The following is a 22,212-nucleotide window of genomic DNA, read 5'->3' as shown; positions in this document are numbered from 1 at the left end:
TCCGTAGGTCCGGACACACTGCGCCAGCGATGCTGGCTCAGCGGTCCGGCGTGCGATTGAGCGGCTCCAGCGCCCGGAACTGGCGTCCATAGTCATCGGTGAGCTTACGGGCTTCCTGCGGATCGCGCACGATCCTGGGCGTGATGAGGATGATGGTTTCCTCGCGCTTGGAATTCGACGTCTGGCGCCCGAACAGCCCGCCGATCACCGGAATCCGGCTGAGGCCCGGCAAACCGCTCGAGCCGCGACTGGTGCCCTCGTTGATCAGGCCCGCCAGCATGACCGTTTCGCCGCTCTTGACCGCGGCCTCGGTCTGCAGCTTGCGGGTGTCGATGCGCACGTTTCCGAACTCGTCGGGGTCCCCGGCCGGCGCGCTGATCTCCTGGACGATGTCGAGGAAGACCGTGCCGTCGCGGGTGATGCGCGGCCGGACCTTGAGGATGGTGCCGGTTTCAAGATACTGCACCTGCCCGTAGCTGTTGCCGAGCCCGGGATCCACCGTCACCGACTGGATGGGGATCCGCGCACCGACATTGAAGGATGCTTCGGTGTTGTTGCGCACGAACAGCGAGGGCGACTGCAGCATCTGGACGTCGGAAACGCTGTCCAGCGCGCTGATGACCGCTGCGGCGTTGACGCCCAGGAAGGTCCAGCCGAAACCGGTATTGGTGACCCGACCGGCGAGATCGCCCCAGATCGTCCGGCCGAGCGCGCTCGGCAAGCCGGCACCGCCGTCGTCCGTCGCCGCATTGACCGCCTGTTCGAAATACCAGTTGACGCCGTAGGACAGGTCGCCTGTCAGCTGCACGGTGGCGATCTGCGCCTCGATGTGTACCTGCATGGGCATGACGTCGAGCCGCTCGATCACGTCCCGGATCGAGCGCCAGGCGGATGGAGAGCCCCGCACGAGCAGGGAGTTGGTTTCCGGCACCGCGGATACGCCGACCTGCGCGCCCTGCACTTCCAGCATCACACTGGCGTTGCCCCCGCCCTCGCGGTCTCCCAGCGACATGCTCCCACCGTCGGAGCCGCTTCCCATCCCACTTCCGGAGCGCCCGCCGATATTGGCGACGCTGCCGCCGTCCGTGCTCTCCAGTTCGACCGGGTCGAGGCCCGGCATCAGAGAGGGGGCTCGACCTCCACCGCCACTCTGGCGCTGTCCGCTCCCGAACACCTCCGACAGGCGCTCGGCCAGGTCCGCCGCGTCGATGTACTTGAGCTCGTAGGTGAACAGCTGCATGTCGCCGCCCGCGCTGTCGATCCGCTCAAGCCACTGCTGGATGTCGTCGAGGTATTCGGCCTGCGGGGTGATCACCAGCACCGCGTTGGCACCGTCCAGCGGCATGAAGCGGAACATGCCGGACACCGGGGAATTGCTTTGCTCGCCGAACACCTTCTCGAGGTCGGCGACGACCTCACTGGCCTTGCCGCTCTGGATCGGGAACACGCCGACCGACATGCCCGACAGCCAGTCGACGTCGAAGATATCGATGGTCCGAAGGTAGTTCTCCAGTTCGGAACGCGTACCGGCGATGCTGATGATGTTGCGGGCGGGATCGGTGGACACGATGGCATTGGGGCGCGCGTACGGCTCCAGCACCTTCTTCATTTCCTCGGCGGAGATGTAGCGCAGGGGGACGGCACGGACCTCGAAGCCGCGCGCGCTGGCCGGGCTTCCGGTGCGCGGCGCGACGTTGCCGGCCACCGCCTGGTCGGCGGGCACGATGTTGTAGCGGCCGTCGGCATAGACCATGCGGGCGTTGTTCCAGCCCAGCACCATCTCCAGCAGGCTCATCGCGTTGGCGGCGCTTACCTTCCGGGGCGTGGCCAAGGTGACCGTGCCTTGCACACCGGGGGCGATCACGTAGTTCTGGCCCAGCATGTCGCCGAGGATGACCTTCACCACCGCATGCAGGGATTCGCCCTCGAAGTTGAAGGTGGCCTCGCCGGTGGTGGCGCCCAGGTTGGGCGGCGGCGCGGCGGCGGCCTGCTGGTTCAGGACCTGGCCAGTACCGCGGCGGATCTGCGGCTGCGGGCCGGCCGCGGGGTCGTCGAGCGGCTCGCCCGCCACCGCCGCTGGCATGTCGGCCGTACCGGTGCCGGCGGTCCCGGCTGGCGTGCCCAGGTCTGCATCGCGGCTGATCCGGGGAACCGGCGCGGACGCACAGGCGTTGAGCAGGGCGACGATGGTGGCCGCCAGCAGCAGCTGCCGCCCCACGCTCTCGGGACGTGCGGGCCTCGCAAGCGGTCCGGGCGTCGGGCAAGCGGCGGCGTGGGGGATGCTGGAGCGTGTGGCTGGCTTCATTGCGGGCACTCTACCGGCTCTCGGGAGGCGGGCTGGATGGCGGGGAGGAAGGGGGCGACGGCGGCGTGGGCCGCTGCGGGGGATTGCGCCGGTTCTCGGCCTGCTGGCGCAAGGCTTCCCGGCGCGCCTGGATGCGCTGGCGGATCGCCTCCATCTGGGATTCGGGCGTCATGGCCGGCTGGGCGTCGGCGTCGGCCGGGGCTTCATCGGCATCCGCCACCTGACCGGGATTGCGCGGCTCTCCGCCAGGCGATGCCTCCCCGGCGTCTGCGGGCGGCGCGGGGAGGCCATCGGCCGGGCGACTGATCGCGGTCGGGGCCGCACCGCCCTGCCCGTCGAACACCCGCAGTTCCATGGTCCGGCGGCCCTCGGGCCCTTCGAACACCGCGGAGCGTGCGGCCAGTTCGACCAGCCGCCACGCCGGGTGGGACTCGGGCGCCTCATCCAGCTTGACCCGGACCGATTCGCTGCCGTCGGCGGGCTGGATGATCGCCATCTTGAGGTGCGGGGTGATCAGCACGCTGCTGAGGACGTAGTCGAACACGGCGTCCTCGGCTTCCTCACCGTCGTCGCCACGCAGCACGAACGGCTTGGGTGCGCGGTCGTCGCTGAACAAGGGACGGTTGCCGATCTCGGCATACTGCTCCAGCGGCCCCAGGGGTGCCGGTCCGGTGGTCGGCAGCGCGGGCAACGCGGGCCGGTCGTCCTCGCTGCCCGACAGCAGGCCGACGTACCGGCCCATCCCCGCGAAGGCAAGCAGCAGCGCCAGCACCGACCACGCGGCGGCACCGCCCAGCAACCAGGTACGGGGGCCTGCATTATCGAGGCGCATCGGCCGCCTCCCGTGCATTGGGCAGCAGGTAACCGTAGAGGTCGAAGCTGACGTCCTGGCCGCCTTCGTTGCTGTCGTTGCCGCTCCCGGGCGTGTAGTAGCGTCGCTGCACCAGGATGTTGAGGTTGCCGATGAACATGCGCGGGGAACCGCTTTCCAGCGCATGCAGGACCGCGGCGGTCTCGCGCGCACCGCAGCTCAGCCGCACCTGTACGGTCACGCGGGTGTAGGGCTCGCGGTTGCTCGGTTCCAGCGGCGAGCGGTTGACGATGCCGCAACTCCGGTTGCCCGGGCTCGCGGCCTCCACCACGCGCTCCAGCCGCTGGATCAGGGTGGCGGTGGCCAGCTCCGGGTTGGACTCGGGCATGAAGCCGGGGTTGCGCGACTGCAGCGCCTGCAGGCGCGCCAGTTGCGCTTCGACCTCCGGCTGCTGCTCGATCTGCATCCTCAGCCGCAGTTCGCGCTGCTGCAGGGCATCGATGCGGTCGTCGACCGCCATCATCGGCACCGTCCACCACGGATGGACCAGCACGAAATAGCCCAGCACCAGCAGGCCGACGAGCAGGCCCAGCGCCAGCCAGCGGTCTCTCCGGGCGGGCGTCACGGCGCGCCTCCCGGATTGTTCATGTGCTCGGCGGGCGGCGGCGGGGGCGGCGGCATGTCGGCGGGCGGAGCCGGCATCGCGGCCTCGGACGCGGCCTCGGGCGACGGGGCGCCGACGGGTGGCGTCCCGGACCCCGCGTCCGGCATGGCCGCTGCAGGCGCTTCGGCGGGATCCTCACCATCGCCGGGCGCGACCGGCACCGGGCCTGCCTCGAGCGGGGTCTGCACGGCGGTATTCACCAGCTCGGCCGTCAGCGTGAACCGGTCGCGACCGCTGGCCGGATCGGGCTGGAGCGCCCCGGCCAGCGCCGGTGAACGCCAGTACGGGGCGCCCTGCAGGCGACTGATCAGCGCCGGCGCTTCGCTGCTCAGCCCGATCAGCATCATCCGGGTGTCTTCCAGCGACAGCTTTTCCAGGTAGGTGCTGTCCGGCAGGCGTCGCGTCAGCTCCTCCATCACGTCGATGGAGGTGGGCCGGGCCGCACGCGCGGCATCGAGGAACCGCTGGCCGTCGACCAGGTGCTGCAGTTGCTGGCGTTGCTGCGCGGCGTGCCGGCCGGCCTCCGCACGCGCGGCGATCTGCTGCTCGAAGGCATCCGCGGCCGCGCGCCGGTTCTGCAACACCTGCCAGAGCATCAACGCGGACGCCACCACGGCCAGCAGGGCCAGCCCCCAGTTCCAGGTCTTCCAGGGATCGCGCTGCTGGCGCCGGGCGTCCGGTGGCAGCAGGTTGACGCCGATCGGCAACCCGTCCTCGCCCATCACGTCGATGCCGGCGAGGCCATCGGCCAGCGGACCGAGCGCGGCACGTTGCGGCGCGACGGCATGGCGGGGCACCACGACCAGTTCCACGTCGAGCTGGCCGTCGGCCTCACGGCGTCCGAGCAGGCGGGCGTCGTACACCACGTCTGCGGCTTCGAACGGCGTCTGCCGGTCGACTTCGAAGCCAACCACGTCACGCAGGCGATCCGCCGCGGCCGCCGGCAGCGCCAGGCGACGGCGCAGGCAGCTGGCGGCAGGCAGCAGCAGCCAGCGTGGCAGTTCAGCGATCCGCGGGGCCAGCAGGCGCCCAAGGGGATCCGCCACCGGCTCACCGGTGAAGGGAGGCGGGACCGTGGCATCCCCATGCGCGGGGATCCGGGCCAGTTCGTCGAGCACGCCGTCGCGCTGGCGGGCCAGCACGATCTCGGCGCCGGACGCCCGGAACGTCAGCCGGCCACGCCCGACCCCCAGCGCACGACGCATCCGGTCGGGCAGCCAGGCCGCGAGGTTGTGGCCCCACCAGCTCAAAAAGCGGTCCGCACCCGGCCACAGCCGGGCCATCGTCGGCCCAAGGCGGTCACGCCATCCTGTCATCGTGGTGAAACTCCCTCCTCCCAGCGCAACACGGTGTAGGCCTTGCCGGGCACCGCGCTCCCCCCGGCCCGGACCACGGCGCGCACCACCGTTTCGCGGCCATCCGTCAGCCGCGCGCGACTGTCGATACTATACGTTCCGCTCCGGCTGCCCACGAGCGACTGTCCATCCGGCGTGACGCCCACCGGCAGTCCGGTCACCGGGTCGAGTTGCCGGCGCTGTTCGATGATGGCCTCTCCGTCCAGCCCCATCGCACTCAGCACCTCGGAAGAAGCAAACGCAGGCTCCGGCCGCGCGAGGCCGCTATAAATCGTGACGTGCGGCTCAATTCGCGCATACAGTTCCGGCGTGAAGCCGAGCACCTGCTCGAGTTCGGCCACGCTTTCGAACTCGCCATCCTTCGCACCGTAGGGACGGCCCGCCGCGGCATAGTCCTGGTCCTCGGCCCCGCCCGCGACCTGCGTGAGGATGTCCAGGTCACGCCAGTCGATGATGGCCGATGCCAGTTGCGCGGCCTGTTGCGGATCGCTGCCGAGCACCTGGAGCAACTGCGACAGGAGGGCCATGTCGGCCTGGTTCAAGTCGACCTTGCCGTTCTCGTCGACGATGCGCACCTCGATCTCCGCGCCGCCATAGTGCCAGCCGTGCGGCTGTCCGTCGGGCCGCCATTGCCGCTTGGGATCGGCCAGGTCCACCCGCGTCATCGCGTAGTCGATGCCGGCATGCGCGCTGTTGCCCGCCACGAAACCACTGACCAGCACGCGGCCCTGAAGGGCTTCCACGCGCGCCGCCAGCGCGAACCCCCCCACCAGCGCCGTCAACAGGGTGATGAGCCACAGGACCAGCAGCAGCGCGGCACCCCGGGCGCGGGCATGTCCCATCACAGCCCCCCCACGAACGACCCGCCGGCCAGGTTGCCCGCCTGCGGCAGGGCCACCACCAGCGGCGGCCACGGGCGGCCATCGATGTCGACCAGGGTCACCTGGACCAGCAGGGGCAGTTGCTCGCTGGTCTCCCACCGGTCCAGCCACTCGGTCAGTTCACCGTTGCCGTCCAGCGCCCGATAGCGGAAGTGCGCTTCGCCCAGTGCGCCGATCAACAGCTCCGGAGGCCTGGGCTGGAGGTCCTCGAACGTCTGGCCGGCCTGCACCACTTTCAGGTCGAGCACGACCCGGCGTTCGTCCTGGTTGCGCTCGACTCCGAACTCATGGAGGTACGGCCCGCCCTGCCCCAGGTAATCCGGCAGGTTCGCGACGAAACGCATGCGGTCCGGCTCGCCGATGAAGCGCAGCGGCAGGGTGGTGTCCTCGTCCAGGCCGAACGCCACGGGCCGGGCAGCGGCGATGCGACTGCGCAGGAAACCGAGCACCGCGCGTTCGCGCTCGCCCCGTTCGGCCATCGCCTCGCCGCGGTTGACCGTGCGGGTTGCCGCGCCCAGGGTCGCGAAGGCCAGTGCCAGCCCGGCGGCCAGCAACACCGTCGCCAGCAGCACCTCCACCAGCGTGAATCCCCGGGCGCGCGAGCGCTTCATGGCGCTTCGAGCCCCGACTGGACCAGCCGCAGGGTGCGCAGGTGCAGGCTGCCGGCCGGCCCTCCGTCGCCCCATTCGACCGCCAGCACGAGTTCGTAGAGCCGGTTGCCGGTGGGGCTGGGAAGCCCCTGGAGTTCGGGCGGGGTCTGCGGGTCTTCCCAGGGGGCCATCTCCAGCGTCCAGCGGTAGCGACCGTCCTCGAAATCGCCCTCCTCGCGACCGGTCCGGATCGGGATGGCCACGCCCAGCTGGTCCATCAGCGACTGCGCGTGCAGGGCGGCGCGCCCGGCGTCACCGGACCAGCGCACCTGCCGGGTCGCGCCCGAAAGCGTGCCCAGCAACAAGCCGAGCGCGGTCGCCAGCAGGGCGAAGGCAACGATCACCTCGATCAGCGTATAACCCCGTTGGCGCTGGCGCGGCCCGCTCACGACCCCGGCTCCGCACGACGCAGCTTCACCTGGCCGGTGAGCCAGGCCACGTCGACATGCCAGGCGGCATCCTCGACCGACAACTCCACGCGCCCGCCGGTCGCCGCGCCATCGGCGAAGAACATCACCGCGCCCTGCCCCTCGGTCGCCTGCGCCTGCCGCGCGCCCGTGAAGCGAACCGATACCGCGGGTGGAATCTCGCCGTCACGGCCGTTCGGGGCATTCCAGCTGCGGGCCTGCGGGTCGATCACGAAACGCTGCGGCTTGCCGGAGGCCAGCGCCTGGGCCCGGGTATACCGCAGCGCCGCCGCGACGTCCTTGGCGGCCGACCGCAACTGCATCCCCCGGATGCCGCCGGTCAGCACCGCGGCGGCCAGCAGGCTGGCGACCGCGAACAGCGCCACCACCAGCAGCATTTCCACCAGCGACACGCCGCGCGCCGGCTTGGCCGGCCTGCGGCGCTCGTGTCGCAGGGGAGACGGGGACACGCGCATGGAGGGCGGGAGGCGCGTTTACTCGTAGCGCACGTCGCCGTCGACGCTGGTGCCACCCGCCTTGCCGTCCTTGCCGAGGATCACCAGGTCGAAGGGCCCGGTCTCGCCCGGCGTGCGGTATTCGACCGGATGCCCCCAGGGATCGGCCAGTTCCTGCTGCTTGGCATACGGACCCAGCCAGCCCGGCGCGTTCCCGGGGTCGGTGACCAGTTCGTCGAGCGAGCCGGGCAGGCGCCCGGTGTCCATCTGGAACGATTCCACCTTCTGGGCCAGCGTGGTGACCTGGGACTTGGCCAGGTTGGCCTTGGCGCGGTCCGCGCCCCCCAGCACCCGACTGCCCACGAACGTGAGCACGGCGCCGATCAGCACGATGACGATGATGATCTCGATCAGGCTCATGCCGGCCTGGCGCAGGGCCGAGGGCGCATGGGTCATCGAACGACGGTTCTTCATGGCAAGCCTCCTTGTGGATTGAAAATGCTTCGAACACCTAGCAATTGCTGCAAACCGGCACCGGTGCCGCCGCCGGAACGGGGTGACGCGTCCATGCCCCTGCCGGTGTACCGCAATCGGCACCCGGTTGCCGCTGCACGGGCCCCACCGCGGAGCGGGCGTTCAGGTTCCCGCCATGGCACGGCGCGCGGTCAGCCGATCGCATTGGTCAGGTCGTACAGCGGCGTCAGCACGGCGAGGACCACCAGGCCGACGACACCTGCGAGCACCACCGTCACCAGCGGAACCAGCGCCGCGAGCATCCGGTCCAGCGCGAGCGACGTCTGCTGTTCGAACGTTTCCGCGGTCTTGACCAGCATGGTGTCCAGCGCACCGGACTCCTCGCCGACCTGGATCATCTGCAGGGCGAGCTTGGGGAACCGCTTGCCCCTGGCGAGGGCGGTGGACAGCGCCACGCCGTTCTTGACCTCGGTGGCGGCCGCCTCGACATCCGCGGCCAGCACCCGGTTGCCCAGCACGTTGCGTCCGATGCCGAGGGCGGCCATCAGCGGCACGCCGTTGCGGACCAGGGTGCCCAGCGTGCGCGCGAGACGCGCCGTCTCCATCTTGGCCACCAGCCCGCCGAAGAAGCGACGGCGCAGGATCCACGCATCCAGCGCTTCGCGGAACGCGGGTTGACGCCGCTTGCGGTCGAACCACCACGCCGCCAGGGCGGGGACGACCAGCAGGACGATCCACCAGTCGCGCACGAAGAGCCCGACCCCCAGCACGATCTGGGTAAACAGCGGCAGCGCGGCATCGAGGTTCTCGTACATCTGCGCGAACTGCGGCACCACGTAGCCCAGCAGGAACAGCAGGCTCAATCCCACCATCACCAGCAGGATCGCCGGGTAGATCAGGGCATTGACGACCCGGCCCTGCAGCGCACGGCTGCGCTCGAGGTACTCCGCCAGCCGGGACAGGGTCTCCTGCAGGCTGCCACCGGCCTCGCCCGCACGCACCATGTTGATGTAAAGGCGCGAGAACGTGCCGTGTTGCCGTTCCAGCGCGGTGGACAGCGCACTGCCCCCCCGCACCGAATCGCGGACTTCGACCAGGGTGCGACGCGCGGCATCGTCCTCCGGCAGCTCGAGGAGGATGCTCAGTGCGCGATCCAGCGGCTGGCCCGCGCCCAGCAGGGTCGCCAGTTGCTGGGTGAACTGCACCAGCCGCTCGCCAGCGAACGGACGGGGCCGGGTCAGGGTCTTCAGCAGTGAACCGCCACCCCCTTCGCTGGCCAGCCGTGCCTCGACCGGCAGGTGGCCCTGCTCCTGCAGGCGCTGGGCCACGTCATCGCGGCTGGCAGCTTCCATCTGCCCTTCCAGGGTCTCGCCGCGTGCGTTTAGCGCCTTGTAGGAAAACAGCGCCATCGCGTCACGCGTCCTCGGTCACGCGAAGCACTTCCTCGATCGTCGTCTCGCCGGCCAGGGCCTTGGCGATGCCGTCCTCGTACATCGTGCGCATGCCCGACTCGCGGGCGATCTGCTCCAGCTCGCCCATGCCTGCGTGGCGCATCACCGCGCGCCGCAGGGCGTCGTTCATGACCAGGAACTCCATGATCGTGGTGCGGCCCGAGTAGCCGGTCGGCGACACCGCCGAAGGCCGCGGCCGATACAGGTGGATGTCGCCCTCGGGCTGGTAGCGCCGCAGGTCGAACTTCTCGATCTCCTCGACGCTGGCGAGGTACTTCTCGGCATGCCGCTGTTCGAGGCGGCGGACCAGGCGCTGGGCAAGGATGCCGTTGATCGTGGAGGTGAGCAGGTAGTCCTCCACGCCCATGTCGAGCAGGCGGGTGATGCCGCCGGCGGCGTTGTTGGTGTGCAGGGTCGAAAGCACCAGGTGGCCGGTCAGCGCCGACTGGATCGCGATGCGGCAGGTCTCCAGGTCGCGCATCTCGCCGATCATGATCGTGTCCGGGTCCTGGCGGACGATCGAGCGCAGGGCCTGGGCGAAGTCCAGCCCGATCTGCGGCTTGGCCTGGATCTGGTTGATCCCCTCGATCTGGTACTCGACCGGGTCCTCGACGGTGATGATCTTGACGTCGGGCGTGTTGAGCTTGCTCAGCGCGGTATAGAGCGTGGTGGTCTTGCCCGAGCCGGTTGGGCCGGTCACCAGCAGGATCCCGTGCGGCTGGTCCAGCACCTTCTGGAATTGCGGCAGGAAATGGTCGGTGAAGCCCAGTTTCTTGAAGTCGAAGACGACCGTCTCGCGATCGAGCAGGCGCATCACCACGCTCTCGCCGTGCGCGGTGGGCACGGTGCTCACGCGCAGGTCCAGCTCCTTGCCCTGCACGCGCAGCATGATCCGGCCGTCCTGCGGGAGGCGCCGCTCGGCGATGTTGAGCTTCGCCATGATCTTGATGCGGCTGATCACCGCGGCGGTGAGGTTGGGCGGCGGGCTCTCGCCTTCCTGCAGCACGCCGTCGACGCGGTAGCGCACCTTGAGGCGGTTCTCGAAGGGTTCGATGTGGATGTCGGAGGCGCGCAGTTCGACGGCGCGCTGGATCACCAGGTTGACCAGGCGGATCACCGGCGCCTCGGACGCCAGGTCGCGCAGGTGCTCGACGTCGTCCATGTCGCCGCTGCCCTCGCCCTCGGCGGTCTCGATGATCGCGCCCATCGCACTGCGGCCCTGGCCGTACCAGCGCTCGATGAGGGCATCGATTTCCGAGCGCAGGCCCACCTTGAGGATCAGCGGCCGCTGCAGCGCCAGGCGCAGGGCGTCGACCGCATACGGATCCTGGGGATCGGCCATCAGCATCTCGACCGCGTGCTGGGTCACGTTGCGGGGGCACACATGGAACTGCTTCATGAACCGGACACTGAGCGCGACGTCTTCCGGCGGGAGATCGGGCGCATCCTTGGCCGCGACCAGGGACAGGCCCGTCACGGCGGACACGGTCTCGGCATGGTCGCGCTCCGACACCAGCCCCAGCCGGCCCAGCAGGGCGAGCAGGCTTCCGCCGGTTTCGGCCTGCAGGCGGCGGGCGCGGCCCAGGTCGGCCTCTTTCAGGCGCCCCTTGGCCAGCAGGGCCTCGACGATCCGCTCATCCACGCCCAGCGGGGCATCGGAAGCGGCCACGGCCTGTTCGTTCGCGGTATCCATACCTGGGGTGTCCGGGGTTGTGCTGTTGGGTTCCACACCTGTCTCCACGCGCCGGTGCGACGCGGCCTGCGGCCACGTCGGACGATCCGGCCCGGCAGGCCGGAACCGACTCTATCAGGTGGAAACGGATTTTCCGGCGGACGTCGGTCGCAGCAAAGCGAGAGACGCATCACAGATCGGGCGCATGGCGTCCCGATGCATCACGGCCTGTTCAGGGGCCGGCGACAGCCCCCGGGATCAGCCGACGAACACCCGTGCGTTGCGGAACATCCGCAGCCACGGCGAGGCGTCGCCCCACTCGGCCGGCGCCCAGCTGAGGTTCGCGGTGAGCAGGGTCCGTTCGGGGTGCGGCATCATGATGGTCACGCGGCCGTCGTCGCTGCTCAGGCCGGTGATGCCCGCGGATGAACCGTTCGGGTTCAACGGGTAGCGGGTCGCCACCCCGCCATCGCCATCGACGAAACGCAGCGCGACCGGGGCCGTCGCCGGGTCGAGGCGGTCGGTGAAGTTCGCCCGGCCCTCACCGTGCGCCACCACCACCGGGATCCGCGAACCCGCCATGCCGCGCAGCAGCACCGAGGGCGACTCCATGACTTCGACCTGCGCCAGGCGCGCTTCGTACTGCTCGCTGCCGTTACGCAGGAACTCAGGCCAGCGGTCGGCCCCGGGAATGATCGGCTTCAGCTGGCTGAGCATCTGGCAACCATTGCATACGCCGAGCGCGAAGCTCTCGCCCCGCTCGAAGAAGGCCTGGAACATGTCGCGCAGCGCGGGCCGCTCAAGGATCGACGTTGCCCAGCCGCGGCCCGCACCCAGCACGTCGCCGTAGCTGAAGCCGCCGCAGGCTGCGAGGCCGATGAAGTCGGCCAGTTTGAAACGGCCTTCGATCAGGTCGCTCATGTGCACGTCGAAGGCCTCGAAACCGGCCCGGTCGAACGCACGCGCCATCTCGACCTGCCCATTGACGCCCTGCTCGCGCAGGATCGCGACCTTCGGACGCGCGCCGGTGGCGATGAACGGCGCGGCGACGTCTTCCGCGGGATCGAACGCGAGCTTCGGGCGCAGGCCCGGAGCGGCGAACTGCCGGGCCACCTCGCGCTCCTCGTCGGCGCATTCGGGGTTGTCGCGCAGCATCTGCATCGCGTGGGTGGTACCCCACCACGCATCGAACAGCGCGTCCCAGCGCCACTCGGCCAGGGTCTCGCCATCCTCGTTGACCCGCACCACCGGTGCAGTGGTCGGGCGCGCGATGCGCTGCGCGCAGTCGATCAGGCCATGGCGCGCGACCAGGTCGGCGAACGCAGCGCGGTCCTCGGTGGCGATCTGCACGACCGCACCGAGTTCCTCGTTGAACAGGGTACGGAACGGATCGTCGCCCCACCCGTCGAGATTGATGTCGAGGCCCAGGCGGGAGGTGAAGGCCATCTCGCACAGCGTGGCGAAGGCGCCGCCGTCGGAGCGGTCGTGGTAGGCCTTCAACAGACCCGCCTCGCGCGCGTCGCGGATCAGCTCGAAGAAGTCGCGCAGGCGCTGAGGGTCGTCGAGGTCCGGCACGCCGACGTTGCGGCGCCCGTCTTCGGAGGGCTGGCCGGCGAAGGCCGGCAGGTCGCTGCCGTTCGCACCGGTCACCACCGCATCGGGATGGCACTGCGCCAGCACCGAACCGCCAAGGCGCTGCTTGCCCGCGCCCAGGCCGATCAGCCACAACTCCGACTCGACCTCGCGGTCGAGCAGCGGGGTCAGCTGCCGGCGGACGTCGACCACCGGCACGAATGCGCTGACGATCAGCGACACCGGGGCGACGGACTTCTGCGCGCCTGCGTCGGTCGACCATTGCGCCTGCATCGACAGCGAATCCTTGCCGACCGGAATGCTCAGCTCCAGCGCCGGGCACAGCTCCATGCCGACCGCGCGGACGGCGTCGAACAGACGCGCATCCTCGCCGTCGTGGGACGCGGCCGCCATCCAGTTCGCCGACAGCTTGATGCGGTTCAGCGACTCGACGGGCGCGGCGCACAGGTTGGTGATCGCTTCGCCGACCGCCATGCGGGCGGCGGCAGGCGCATCCAGCAGCGCCAGCGGCGTGCGTTCGCCGATCGACATGGCCTCGCCGACGTGCGCATCGAAGCCGGCCAGGGTGATCGCGCAGTCCGCGACCGGCACCTGCCAGGGACCGACCATCTGGTCGCGCGCGGTCAGCCCGCCGACGCTGCGGTCGCCGATCGTCACCAGGAAGTTCTTCGACGCCACCGTCGGGTGGGCCATCACCCGCAGCGCGGCGTCATGGAGGTCCAGTCCGCTCCAGTCCAGCGACGGCCACGGCGCGTCGGCCGGGCGCGCGGTGTCGCGGTGCATCTTCGGCGCCTTGCCGAACAGCACGTCCATCGGGATGTCGATGGCCCAGTCGCGGCCCGGCTCGGACGCATTGGCGACGGTGGCGCCATGGCCCACCACCAGCCGCTCTTCGGCCGTCGCGAAACCGACCACCGCGAAGGGGCAGCGTTCGCGCCGGCAGATCGCCTCGAACTCGTCGACGCGGTCGGCGGGCAGGCCCAGCACGTAGCGTTCCTGCGACTCGTTGCACCACAGCTGCATCGGCGACAGCGACGGATCGTCACTGGGGACCTTGTCCAGGTCGATCACGCCGCCGACGCTGGAGTCGTGCAGCAGTTCGGGGATCGCATTGGACAGGCCGCCGGCCCCCACGTCGTGGGCGCTGGCGATGGGATTGTCCACGCCGAGCGCAACGCAGCGATCCAGCACTTCCTGGCAGCGGCGCTCCATCTCCGGGTTGTCGCGCTGCACGCTGGCGAAATCGAGGTCCTCGGAGCTCGTGCCCGAGGCGACCGAACTGGCGGCACCGCCGCCGAGGCCGATCAGCATCGCCGGGCCGCCCAGCACGATGACCGCATGGCCCGGCCGCAGCGAATGCTTCTCGACCTGCACGCGGTCGATCGCGCCCAGGCCACCGGCCAGCATGATCGGCTTGTCGTAGGCGCGCACCAGCGCGGCGTCGCCGTCGCGCCCTTCGTCCAGCTCGAAGCTACGGAAGTAGCCGGTCAGGTTCGGGCGGCCGAACTCGTTGTTGAAAGCGGCGCCGCCGATCGGACCCTCCAGCATGATCTCCAGCGCCGAGGCCATGCGCGGATTGAGCGCACGCGGCGACTCCCACGGCTGGGGCAGGGTCGGGATGCGCAGGTGCGAGACCGAGAAACCGGTCAGGCCCGCCTTCGGCTTGCCGCCGCGGCCGGTCGCGCCCTCGTCGCGGATCTCGCCACCGTTGCCGGTCGAGGCGCCGGGGAACGGCGCGATCGCGGTCGGGTGGTTGTGGGTCTCGACCTTGATGCAGAACGCCGAGTCGACCTCGTCCTCCGTGCGCCACGCGCCGGTCGCGGGGTCCGGACGGAAGCGGCGGCTGGCGTAACCCGCGACCACCGCGGCATTGTCACTGTAGGCGGACAGGGTGTGCTCGGGCGTCTCCGCGTGCGTGTTCTTGATCATCTTGAACAGCGACAGCTTCTGCTCGCGCCCGTCGATGGTCCAGCTCGCGTTGAAGATCTTGTGCCGGCAATGCTCGGAATTGGCCTGCGCGAACATCATCAGCTCGACGTCGGCCGGCTGGCGGCCCAGTGCGCCGTAGCGCTCGCGGAGGTAGTCGATCTCGTCCGCCGCCAGTGCCAGGCCGAGGCGCCCATTGGCCGCCTCCAGGCCGTCGAGCGCGATGCGCTCCAGCTGGCCGCGCGCGGGCGTCGAGAACAGCGCGTCCCCCGCCTCGACGCTGTCCAGCAGCGACTGGGTCATCGGGTCATGCAGCACGCGGGCAACGGCCGCACGGGTGTCGTCGTCCGCCGGCCAGCCGGACAGGTCGTAGCGCAGGCCACGCTCGACGCGATGCACCGGGAGTTCGGCGCCGTGCAGCAGTTCGGTGGCCTTGCTGGACCAGGGCGACAGCGTGCCCAGGCGTGGCGTGGCGTAACGCGAAACCGCGCCATCCGCGCGCACCGCCGGGGACGTGCCGGCCTGCAGGATCCGGCCGAGGGCGTCGATGTCGGGACGGGCCCCGGCTTCCGGCTGCACCCAGTAGACCGGCCACGCACCGAGCAGGCGCAGGTCGGGATGGATGGACTGGAGGCGGGACTGGAGGCGTTCGAGACGGAACGCGGACAGGGACTGCGGGCCCTCGAGGACGATCATGTCCGGGCAACCAGGCTTTGGCGGGGCGCCGATTGTACCGGAGCAGGTACCGGCGCGCCTGCCCGCAGCCAGCCGGCCCCTGAATGCAACCCCGCGTCCGGCCCGTCCAGAACGCGGGGCCGTGCCTCATCCCGCCGTTGCGCTCTCCGCGGCGGCCGCGGACGTGGCCGACGGGGCATCGGCACCGGCCTCGGCCGCCCGCTTGTCCAGCAGCTCACGCAGCGCCGCGGGTGGCACGTAGCCGCCGACCTGGGTGCCGTCCTCGGTCAGGATCATCGGGGTGCCGGTCAGGCCCACGCGCTGGCCGATGCTGTACTGCATGGTCACCGTGTTCTTGCAGTCGGTCGCCGCATTGACGGCGCGATCGTTCTTGGCATCGGTCAGGGCTTTCTTCCGGTCGGCGGAGCACCAGACCGCGACCATCTTGTTGTAGTCCTCGCTGCCGATCCCCATGCGCGGAAAGGCCAGGTATTCGATGGCGATGCCCTGCGCGTTGTAGTCGGCGATCTCGTTGTGCATCTTCCGGCAGTACCCGCACTCGACATCGGTGAACACGGTGACGTGATACTTCGGATTGGCAGGCGCAAAGACGATGCGCTCGTCTTCCGGGATGGTCTTGAGCAGGTCGCGGCGCAGGGTGGAGAACGCCGCTTCGCTCAGGTTCTCTTCCGCGACGGTGTCGTAGAGGGCGCCCCCCTGCCCGGGCAGGAACATGTAGCGGCCGTCGTCCGACACGTAGACCACCTGGCCCGCGACGATCACCTCGCGGAAACCCGGCAGCGGCGCCTGGCCGATGTGTTCGGGGTTGAGGTTCGCGTTCAGGGTGCGGACGGCCTCCAGGGCGCGCGCGTCGGCCGTTCCGGCAGCAGGCGCCGGTGCCGGGCGCGTGGTCGTCGCGACCACCGGGGCCGACGCTTCGGTGCCGGCAGACGCCCCCTCGGGGCCTTGTGCGCAGGCGGAAAGGCTCACGGCGCCGAGTACGGCAAGGAGGGTGCGCTTCATCGATCGGGTCCTGTGTCGGTGCCAGTCAGCGGCATCCGCCGATTGTGGCATGCGTCGCTGGCGAAGGCAGAGACGGACGTTCAGCTTGGACGCCCCCGTCCGTCGTCAACCCCGTGGATGGTGATGGGCATGCAACTGCTTGAGTTTCTCGCGGGCGACGAGGGTGTAGATCTGCGTGGTCGACAGGGAGCTGTGCCCCAGCAGCATCTGCAGCGAACGCAGGTCCGCGCCATGGTTGAGCAGGTGGGTCGCGAAACTGTGGCGCAGGCCGTGCGGGCTGATCCGGGCCGGATCGATGCCCGCGACCGCGGCATGGCGCTTCACCAGGTGCCAGAACTGCTGGCGGGAGAGGGGCCCGGCCCGCGGGGTGAGGAACAGGGTCGCGTGCACCTGCCGGCCTGCGAGCCGTGGACGTGCCTCGGCCAGGTACCGTTCGAGCCAGTGCCGGGCCTCGTCTCCCATCGGCACCAGGCGCTCCTTGCTCCCCTTGCCCAGGACGCGCAGGACACCCTGCCGGAGATTCACGCCGGTCGCGGGCAGGCCGACGAGCTCACTGACGCGCAGCCCGCACGCATACATCAGCTCGAGCATCGCCCGGTCGCGCAGGCCATCCGGGGTCGAGGCGTCGGGCGCGGCCAGCAGCGCCTCGACATGCGTTTCGGTGATGGCCTTGGGCAGTGACCGCGGCAGCCGGGGCGGCTCGAGCAGCGCCGTGGGATCGTCCGGCCGGTGGCCCTCCCGCACCTGCCAGCCGAAGAACGCACGCAGCGCCGTCAGCAACCGGGCATTGCTGCGGGCGGCATAGCCCTCCGCACTGCGCCAGGCGAGGTAGTCGAACAGGTCGGCCCGCGTCGCCTTGGCCAGCCCTCCACCCCGTCGCCAGCGCGCCAGCCCCGCCAGGTCACGCCGATAGCTCTCCAGCGTGGGCCGCGCCAGCCCGCTTTCCGCCCAGATCGCATCGACGAACCGGTCGATGGCCCCGCCATCGTCGTCGGAGAGCGGCGGCAGCGCCATCATCCGGGCCCGGCGCTCGGCCGGCGTCCTGCGCGGTGCGGGGTCTGGCCTCATCGGACGAGCTTAGCGACTATCCTTTCGCGATGGCATCCCGCACTTCTCCCACCGCGCCGCGCCGCGCCGCCCTGGTCGGCTGGCGCCTGCTGGCCCTGTCCTACGACCTCTTCCCGGTCTTCGGGTTGTGGTTCCTGGTGGCCGCGACGTTCGTCGCCATCCACCGCGACGCCGTAACCGGCGGGGCGCTCGGCTTGCTGGAGTTCGCGGCGCTGTGGGCCGTGACCGGGGTGTATGCCGTGATGAGCTGGCGACGCGGCGGCCAGACCCTGGGCATGCGGCCATGGCGCCTGCGCGTGGTCGGTGGCGACGGCAGCCCGGCCACCGTGACGGCGCTATGGCTGCGCTATGCGGTGGGTGGGGTGTCGCTGCTGGCGGCAGGCCTCGGCTTCTGGTGGGCGTGGCTGGACCGCGACCGGCTCACCTGGCACGACCGTGCCAGCCGTACCCGGATGGTCCGCGAGCCCGTATCCCGGGAACCGGCCTGAACCGCCCGCCGGCCTCAGCCCGAGCGCCGCCGGAACAGCCAGTACGAAATCGCGACCATGCCGAGCGTCGGCAACAGGTAGGCGATCCGGAAGTCGAACCGGAGCACCTTGGCGAGCTGCACGAACTGGGACTGCAGCAGGTAGAAGCCGAGCGCGAACAGGATGCCGACGAACAGGCGCTTGCCGGTGCCGCCGCTGCGCAACAGGCCGAACGCGAACGGCAAGGCCGCCAGGCAAAGCACGATCACGTTGATGGGGTAGAACCAGCGCCCCCAGTAATGCTCCTCGAACTCACTGGAATCCAGCGCGTTGCGCTGCCGGTAGTCGATGGCTTCGCGCAGGTTGCCCGCGCTGAGGTAGCGCGGCCGGTCGGTGCCGGCAGTCAGGGCGGTCGCGTCGAGCCGCGATTCCCACCGTTCCTGGTCGACATGGCTCTCGGTCACCGAGCGGTCGGCGAAAAAGGTCCGGGTCACGTCCTTCAGCAACCAGCCTCCCGGGCGATGCTCGGCCACCTTCACGGTGGCCATCGACTCCAGCCGCCCGGCGGCATCGAAGTCGTACAGGCGCACGTCGTGGAGTTCGATCCAGCGATCGTCGCCCTCGACCTTCTCCTGCCCGGCCGCGGCATTGAGGATGGTGTCGCCCTCGCGGGCCCAGACCCCCGAGTACTGCGCGACGATCATGTCGTCCGACTTGGCCGACGCCTTGAGCGCATCGGCCCGGCGCTGGCCGATCGGCCCCGCCGTTTCGGCGCTCGCCACCATCAGCAGGGTAAGCGCAGCCACCGTCGCGGCCACGGTGACGCTGATGCGCTTTCGCGACAGGCCCACCGCGCGCAGCGCCGTCAGCTCCGAAGTCGCCGCAAGCTGGCCCATCGCCATCAGGGAGCCGATCACCGCCCCGTACGGAAACAGGTAGTTGGCCCGCCGCGGAATGGTCAAGCCCACGTAGGCGATCGCCTGCACGAAGCCGTAGCGACCCTTGCCCAGGTCGCCCAGCTCGCTCACCAGCGCGAGCATCACGTCCAGGCCCAGCAGCACGCCCCAGGTCAACAGGATGGAGCCGAGGATCGCCTTCGCCACGAACCGGTCGTGGACCTTCAGCAGGGGCCCGCTCATGCGTGCCTCCGCGGTCGCCGCATGCTGCCGTCGCGCAGGTACATCCACGTCCCCAGCGCCACCACCGGGACCACCAGCCACCACAGGCCCAGCGCCGCGGGGACTTTCCCGGCCGCCAGCCAGCCCGTGCCGACCAGCATCAGCATCACGCCGACCAGATAGCCCAGGAAGCCCAGCAACATGCTCCCGTAGCGCGGCTGCCTCGGCATGCTCCGCGCCAGCGGCACGGCCATCAGTGCGAACGCCAGCGCCAGCAGCGGGGGGGCAAGGCGACGGTGCAACTGGGCGACCGCACCGGGACTGTCGTTCCCCAGCAACGCCAGGGTCGGCATCGCCTCCGGATCGTCCGGATCGTATTTTTCCTTGCCCGCGGGCATGCGCACTTCGTTGCTGGCATAGCGCATCAGGCGGTAGTCCTTGCCTGCGCCACCGGGGCCTTCCACTTCGAAGCCGTCTTCGAGCACCAGGTAGCGCAGCCCGTCCTCGCCGGTTTTGAGCGCGCCATGGTTGGACGTGACCACGTTGATGCGGTCGTCCCGCTTCCGATAGATGAAGATCCGGTCGAACTGCTGCCCTTCGCCGGCCATCTCGCCCACGAAGACCACGCCTGCACCGCCGGGCAGTTCAGTGAACCGGCCCGGCTCCAGACCCGCCACGATCAGGTTGCGGTTGGCCTCGTTGATCATTTCGCGGGAGAGCCGCTCCGCCCAGGGCCCCAGCCACAGGGAGCAGGCCGCCACCAGGAGCACGAGCGGCCCCGCCACCCACATCAGCGGGCGGAGCAAGCGCCTCGGCCCGACCCCGATCGACGCGATCACCGGCATTTCCGCATCCCGGTAGAGGCGGCCGACCGCCAGCATCAGGCCCAGCATCAGCGCCAGCGGCAGGATCACCGGCAGCCAGTTCAGCAGCACGAGGCCGAGCTGGCTGATGAGCAGCCCGGCCGGGAGGCGGCCGCGCGCGATGTCGCCCAGGACGTCGGTGAGGGCCCCGCCCACGCAGACGAACAGCAACACGACGGTGGTGGCGAACACCGCCTGGACGAACTCGCTCAGCAGGTAGCGGTCAAGCTTCAGCATCGGGCTTGCTTTAGAATCGGGGGTTTATCCGTCGAGATCCGGTGATGGCGCGGCCCAGGCCGCGACCCGTCCGATGGCCGGCCCGGCCGGGCCGTCCGCCGCCGATTGTACGGAAAGTCTCCATTCATACCCCGGGAATCTGTTTCATGGCCCTCGAATTCGACCTGAACCGCGACGCACCCACCCAGGCCCAGACCGACTGCGTGGTGGTCGGCATGTTCGCCGACGCGACCCTCTCCCCCGCCGCCGCCGCGCTCGACGCTGCCAGTGGCGGCCGGATCAAGGCCCTGGCCGAGCGTGGCGACGTCAGTGGCAAGCCCGGCAAGACCGCCCTGCTGCACGATCTGGAGGGCGTCGCCGCCCCGCGCGTGCTCGTGGTCGGCCTCGGCGAAGCCGGCAAGTTCGGCGTGCCGCAGTACCTCAAGGCCGTGGCCGATGCGGTCCGCGCGCTGAAGACCGGCCCGGTGGCCGACGCACTGTTCACCCTCTCCGAGCTGCCGGTGACCGGGCGCGATACCGCCTGGGCGATCCGCCAGGCGGTGATCGCCGCCGACCACGCCGCCTACCGCTATACCGCCACGCTCGGCGCCAAGAACAAGGCCCGCGACCACAAGGGCCTCGCCCGGCTCGCGATCAGTGGTGACGACGAGGCCGCGCTGGCGCTGGGCAAGGGCACCGCCGCCGGCGTGCAGTTCGCCCGCGAACTCGGCAACCTTCCGCCAAACGTGTGCAACCCCGGCTACCTGGCCGAGCAGGCCCGCAAGTTCGCGGACCGCTTCGACAACACCTCCTGCGAGGTGCTGGAAGTTGCCGACATGGAGAAGCTGGGCATGGGCTCGCTGCTCGCGGTCGGCCGCGGCTCGGCCAATCCTTCGCGCCTGATCGTCCTCAAGTACAACAATGCTGGCGACGCCAGGCCTTACGTGCTGGTCGGCAAGGGCATCACCTTCGACACCGGCGGCATCAACCTCAAGGTGCAGGGCGGCATCGAGGAGATGAAGTTCGACATGTGCGGCGCCGCGACCGTCATGGGCACCTTCGTGTCCGCGGTCGGGATGGCGTTGCCGGTCAACCTCGTCGTGGTCGTCCCGGCAGTCGAGAACATGCCCGACGCCGATGCCTACCGCCCGTCCGACGTGCTGACCAGCATGTCCGGCAAGACCATCGAAGTCGGCAACACCGATGCCGAGGGCCGCCTGATCCTGTGCGACGCGCTGACCTACGCGCAGAAGTTCGAGCCGGCGGCGCTGGTCGACGTGGCCACCCTGACCGGCGCCTGCATGGTCGCACTGGGCAAGTACGCCAGCGGCCTGATGAGCAAGCACGACGACCTCGCCGACGAGCTGCTGGCCGCGGGCGAGCAGGTGTTCGACCGCGCCTGGCGCCTGCCCCTGTGGGACGAATACCAGCCGATGCTGGATTCGACCTATGCCGACGTCTACAACATCGGCGGCCGCTGGGCCGGCGCGATCACCGCGGGCTGCTTCCTGTCGCGCTTCACCGAAGGCCAGCGCTGGGCGCACCTGGACATCGCCGGCAGCGCCAGCGACGAAGGCCGCAAGGGCATGGCGACCGGCCGCCCGGTCGGGCTGCTGAGCCAGTGGCTGCTGGACCAGTCGGCCGCCTGACGCCCCGTCCGTGGCGCGCGCCGATTTCTACCTGATTGCCAAGCCGCGGTTCCGCGAGGAACCGCTGCGCCTGGTCTGCGAGCTGGTGAAGCGGGCCTACGAGAAAGGCCTGCCGACGCTGGTGCTCGCGCGCGACGCCGCACAGGCCGAGCAGCTCGACGACCTGCTGTGGTCGTTCGAGCCGGACGCCTTCATCCCGCACCAGATCGCCGGCCTCGACATGGACGAGGACGAAGCGGACGTGCTGATCGCCGCGCCCGATGCCGATGTCCCCCTTCGCCCGATCGTGGTCAACCTGCGCGACGGCGCGGTCGAAGGCACGTTCGAGCGCGTACTGGAAGTCGTGCCTGCGGACGAAAGCGCACGCGGCCCGCTGCGCGAGCGCTGGAAGCAGTACCAGGCCCGCGGCATCGACCTGAACAAGCACGACATGTAACGCGCCAAGCCGGCCGCCCGCGCGGATCCGGACGGCGCATGACACCGACACCT

19 protein-coding genes are annotated in these 22,212 nt (G+C 70.1%); 3 read left to right on the top strand and 16 right to left on the bottom strand.

Going from position 1 to position 22,212, the window contains the following annotated elements:
* Positions 1 to 37: 37 nt before the first annotated feature.
* The 14 genes from gspD to xerD form a co-directional block, all read right to left on the bottom strand.
* Positions 38 to 2,305 (bottom strand): type II secretion system secretin GspD, encoded by a 2,268-nt coding sequence (gene gspD / locus H4F99_RS05830; protein WP_182668780.1) that lies wholly within the window; start codon positions 2,303 to 2,305, stop codon positions 38 to 40.
* A gap of 10 nt (positions 2,306 to 2,315) precedes the next feature.
* Positions 2,316 to 3,137, bottom strand: coding sequence for a general secretion pathway protein GspN (locus tag H4F99_RS05825; RefSeq protein WP_182668779.1), 822 nt, complete (start codon positions 3,135 to 3,137; stop codon positions 2,316 to 2,318).
* Positions 3,124 to 3,741, bottom strand: a complete 618-nt coding sequence (gspM, locus tag H4F99_RS05820; protein WP_343064147.1) for a type II secretion system protein GspM — start codon at positions 3,739 to 3,741, stop codon at positions 3,124 to 3,126. The genes H4F99_RS05825 and gspM overlap by 14 nt, the downstream gene beginning before the upstream one ends.
* Complete coding sequence (locus H4F99_RS05815) at positions 3,738 to 5,096, bottom strand: PilN domain-containing protein (protein ID WP_220481048.1); 1,359 nt, start codon at positions 5,094 to 5,096, stop codon at positions 3,738 to 3,740. The genes gspM and H4F99_RS05815 overlap by 4 nt, the downstream gene beginning before the upstream one ends.
* On the bottom strand, positions 5,093 to 5,977 hold the full coding sequence (locus tag H4F99_RS05810; RefSeq protein ID WP_182668778.1) for a type II secretion system minor pseudopilin: 885 nt from the start codon (positions 5,975 to 5,977) through the stop codon (positions 5,093 to 5,095). Before H4F99_RS05810 ends, H4F99_RS05815 begins: the two co-directional genes overlap by 4 nt.
* Positions 5,977 to 6,627 (bottom strand): prepilin-type N-terminal cleavage/methylation domain-containing protein, encoded by a 651-nt coding sequence (locus tag H4F99_RS05805; RefSeq protein ID WP_182668777.1) that lies wholly within the window; start codon positions 6,625 to 6,627, stop codon positions 5,977 to 5,979. Before H4F99_RS05805 ends, H4F99_RS05810 begins: the two co-directional genes overlap by 1 nt.
* On the bottom strand, positions 6,624 to 7,055 hold the full coding sequence (xpsI, locus tag H4F99_RS05800; protein ID WP_182668776.1) for a type II secretion system protein XpsI: 432 nt from the start codon (positions 7,053 to 7,055) through the stop codon (positions 6,624 to 6,626). Before xpsI ends, H4F99_RS05805 begins: the two co-directional genes overlap by 4 nt.
* Positions 7,052 to 7,549 (bottom strand): type II secretion system protein XpsH, encoded by a 498-nt coding sequence (gene xpsH / locus H4F99_RS05795; RefSeq protein ID WP_182668775.1) that lies wholly within the window; start codon positions 7,547 to 7,549, stop codon positions 7,052 to 7,054. Before xpsH ends, xpsI begins: the two co-directional genes overlap by 4 nt.
* A gap of 18 nt (positions 7,550 to 7,567) precedes the next feature.
* Positions 7,568 to 8,002: a type II secretion system major pseudopilin GspG gene (gene gspG / locus H4F99_RS05790; protein ID WP_182668774.1), complete on the bottom strand. Its 435-nt coding sequence runs from the start codon at positions 8,000 to 8,002 to the stop codon at positions 7,568 to 7,570.
* 191 nt (positions 8,003 to 8,193) lie between these two features.
* Positions 8,194 to 9,411 carry a type II secretion system protein XpsF gene (gene xpsF / locus H4F99_RS05785; protein ID WP_182668773.1) on the bottom strand — a complete coding sequence of 406 codons (1,218 nt, stop codon included), beginning with the start codon at positions 9,409 to 9,411 and terminating at the stop codon, positions 8,194 to 8,196.
* A gap of 4 nt (positions 9,412 to 9,415) precedes the next feature.
* Positions 9,416 to 11,146: a type II secretion system ATPase GspE gene (gspE, locus tag H4F99_RS05780; RefSeq protein ID WP_182668772.1), complete on the bottom strand. Its 1,731-nt coding sequence runs from the start codon at positions 11,144 to 11,146 to the stop codon at positions 9,416 to 9,418.
* Between the two features lie 237 nt (positions 11,147 to 11,383).
* Positions 11,384 to 15,340: a phosphoribosylformylglycinamidine synthase gene (gene purL / locus H4F99_RS05775; RefSeq protein ID WP_182668771.1), complete on the bottom strand. Its 3,957-nt coding sequence runs from the start codon at positions 15,338 to 15,340 to the stop codon at positions 11,384 to 11,386.
* A gap of 126 nt (positions 15,341 to 15,466) precedes the next feature.
* Positions 15,467 to 16,342, bottom strand: coding sequence for a DsbC family protein (locus H4F99_RS05770; protein ID WP_182668770.1), 876 nt, complete (start codon positions 16,340 to 16,342; stop codon positions 15,467 to 15,469).
* 105 nt (positions 16,343 to 16,447) lie between these two features.
* Positions 16,448 to 17,410, bottom strand: a complete 963-nt coding sequence (xerD, locus tag H4F99_RS05765; protein ID WP_182668769.1) for a site-specific tyrosine recombinase XerD — start codon at positions 17,408 to 17,410, stop codon at positions 16,448 to 16,450.
* A gap of 29 nt (positions 17,411 to 17,439) precedes the next feature.
* Between xerD and H4F99_RS05760 the strand changes: the two genes are divergently transcribed.
* Positions 17,440 to 17,898 carry an RDD family protein gene (locus H4F99_RS05760; protein ID WP_182668768.1) on the top strand — a complete coding sequence of 153 codons (459 nt, stop codon included), beginning with the start codon at positions 17,440 to 17,442 and terminating at the stop codon, positions 17,896 to 17,898.
* Between the two features lie 14 nt (positions 17,899 to 17,912).
* Here the strand turns inward: H4F99_RS05760 and lptG are convergent, their stop codons facing one another.
* Together lptG and lptF are read right to left on the bottom strand one after the other, a co-directional pair.
* Entirely contained in the window at positions 17,913 to 19,064 is a 1,152-nt protein-coding gene (gene lptG, locus H4F99_RS05755; protein ID WP_425487994.1) for an LPS export ABC transporter permease LptG, read from the bottom strand.
* A complete protein-coding gene (lptF, locus tag H4F99_RS05750) occupies positions 19,013 to 20,095 on the bottom strand; it encodes an LPS export ABC transporter permease LptF (RefSeq protein ID WP_182668766.1) in 1,083 nt (360 codons plus the stop codon). The genes lptG and lptF overlap by 52 nt, the downstream gene beginning before the upstream one ends.
* A gap of 146 nt (positions 20,096 to 20,241) precedes the next feature.
* Here lptF and H4F99_RS05745 point away from each other — a divergent pair, with 146 nt between their 5' ends.
* Both H4F99_RS05745 and H4F99_RS05740 read left to right on the top strand, forming a co-directional pair.
* Positions 20,242 to 21,723: a leucyl aminopeptidase gene (locus tag H4F99_RS05745; RefSeq protein ID WP_182668765.1), complete on the top strand. Its 1,482-nt coding sequence runs from the start codon at positions 20,242 to 20,244 to the stop codon at positions 21,721 to 21,723.
* 10 nt (positions 21,724 to 21,733) lie between these two features.
* Complete coding sequence (locus H4F99_RS05740) at positions 21,734 to 22,159, top strand: DNA polymerase III subunit chi (RefSeq protein WP_182668764.1); 426 nt, start codon at positions 21,734 to 21,736, stop codon at positions 22,157 to 22,159.
* Positions 22,160 to 22,212: the final 53 nt, after the last annotated feature.

This window comes from Marilutibacter penaei, from assembly GCF_014145395.1.
GTDB classification, from domain to species: Bacteria; Pseudomonadota; Gammaproteobacteria; order Xanthomonadales; family Xanthomonadaceae; genus Marilutibacter; species Marilutibacter penaei.
The sequence above is the reverse complement of the archived record's forward strand: the minus strand, read 5'-3'. Positions and strand labels throughout refer to the sequence as shown.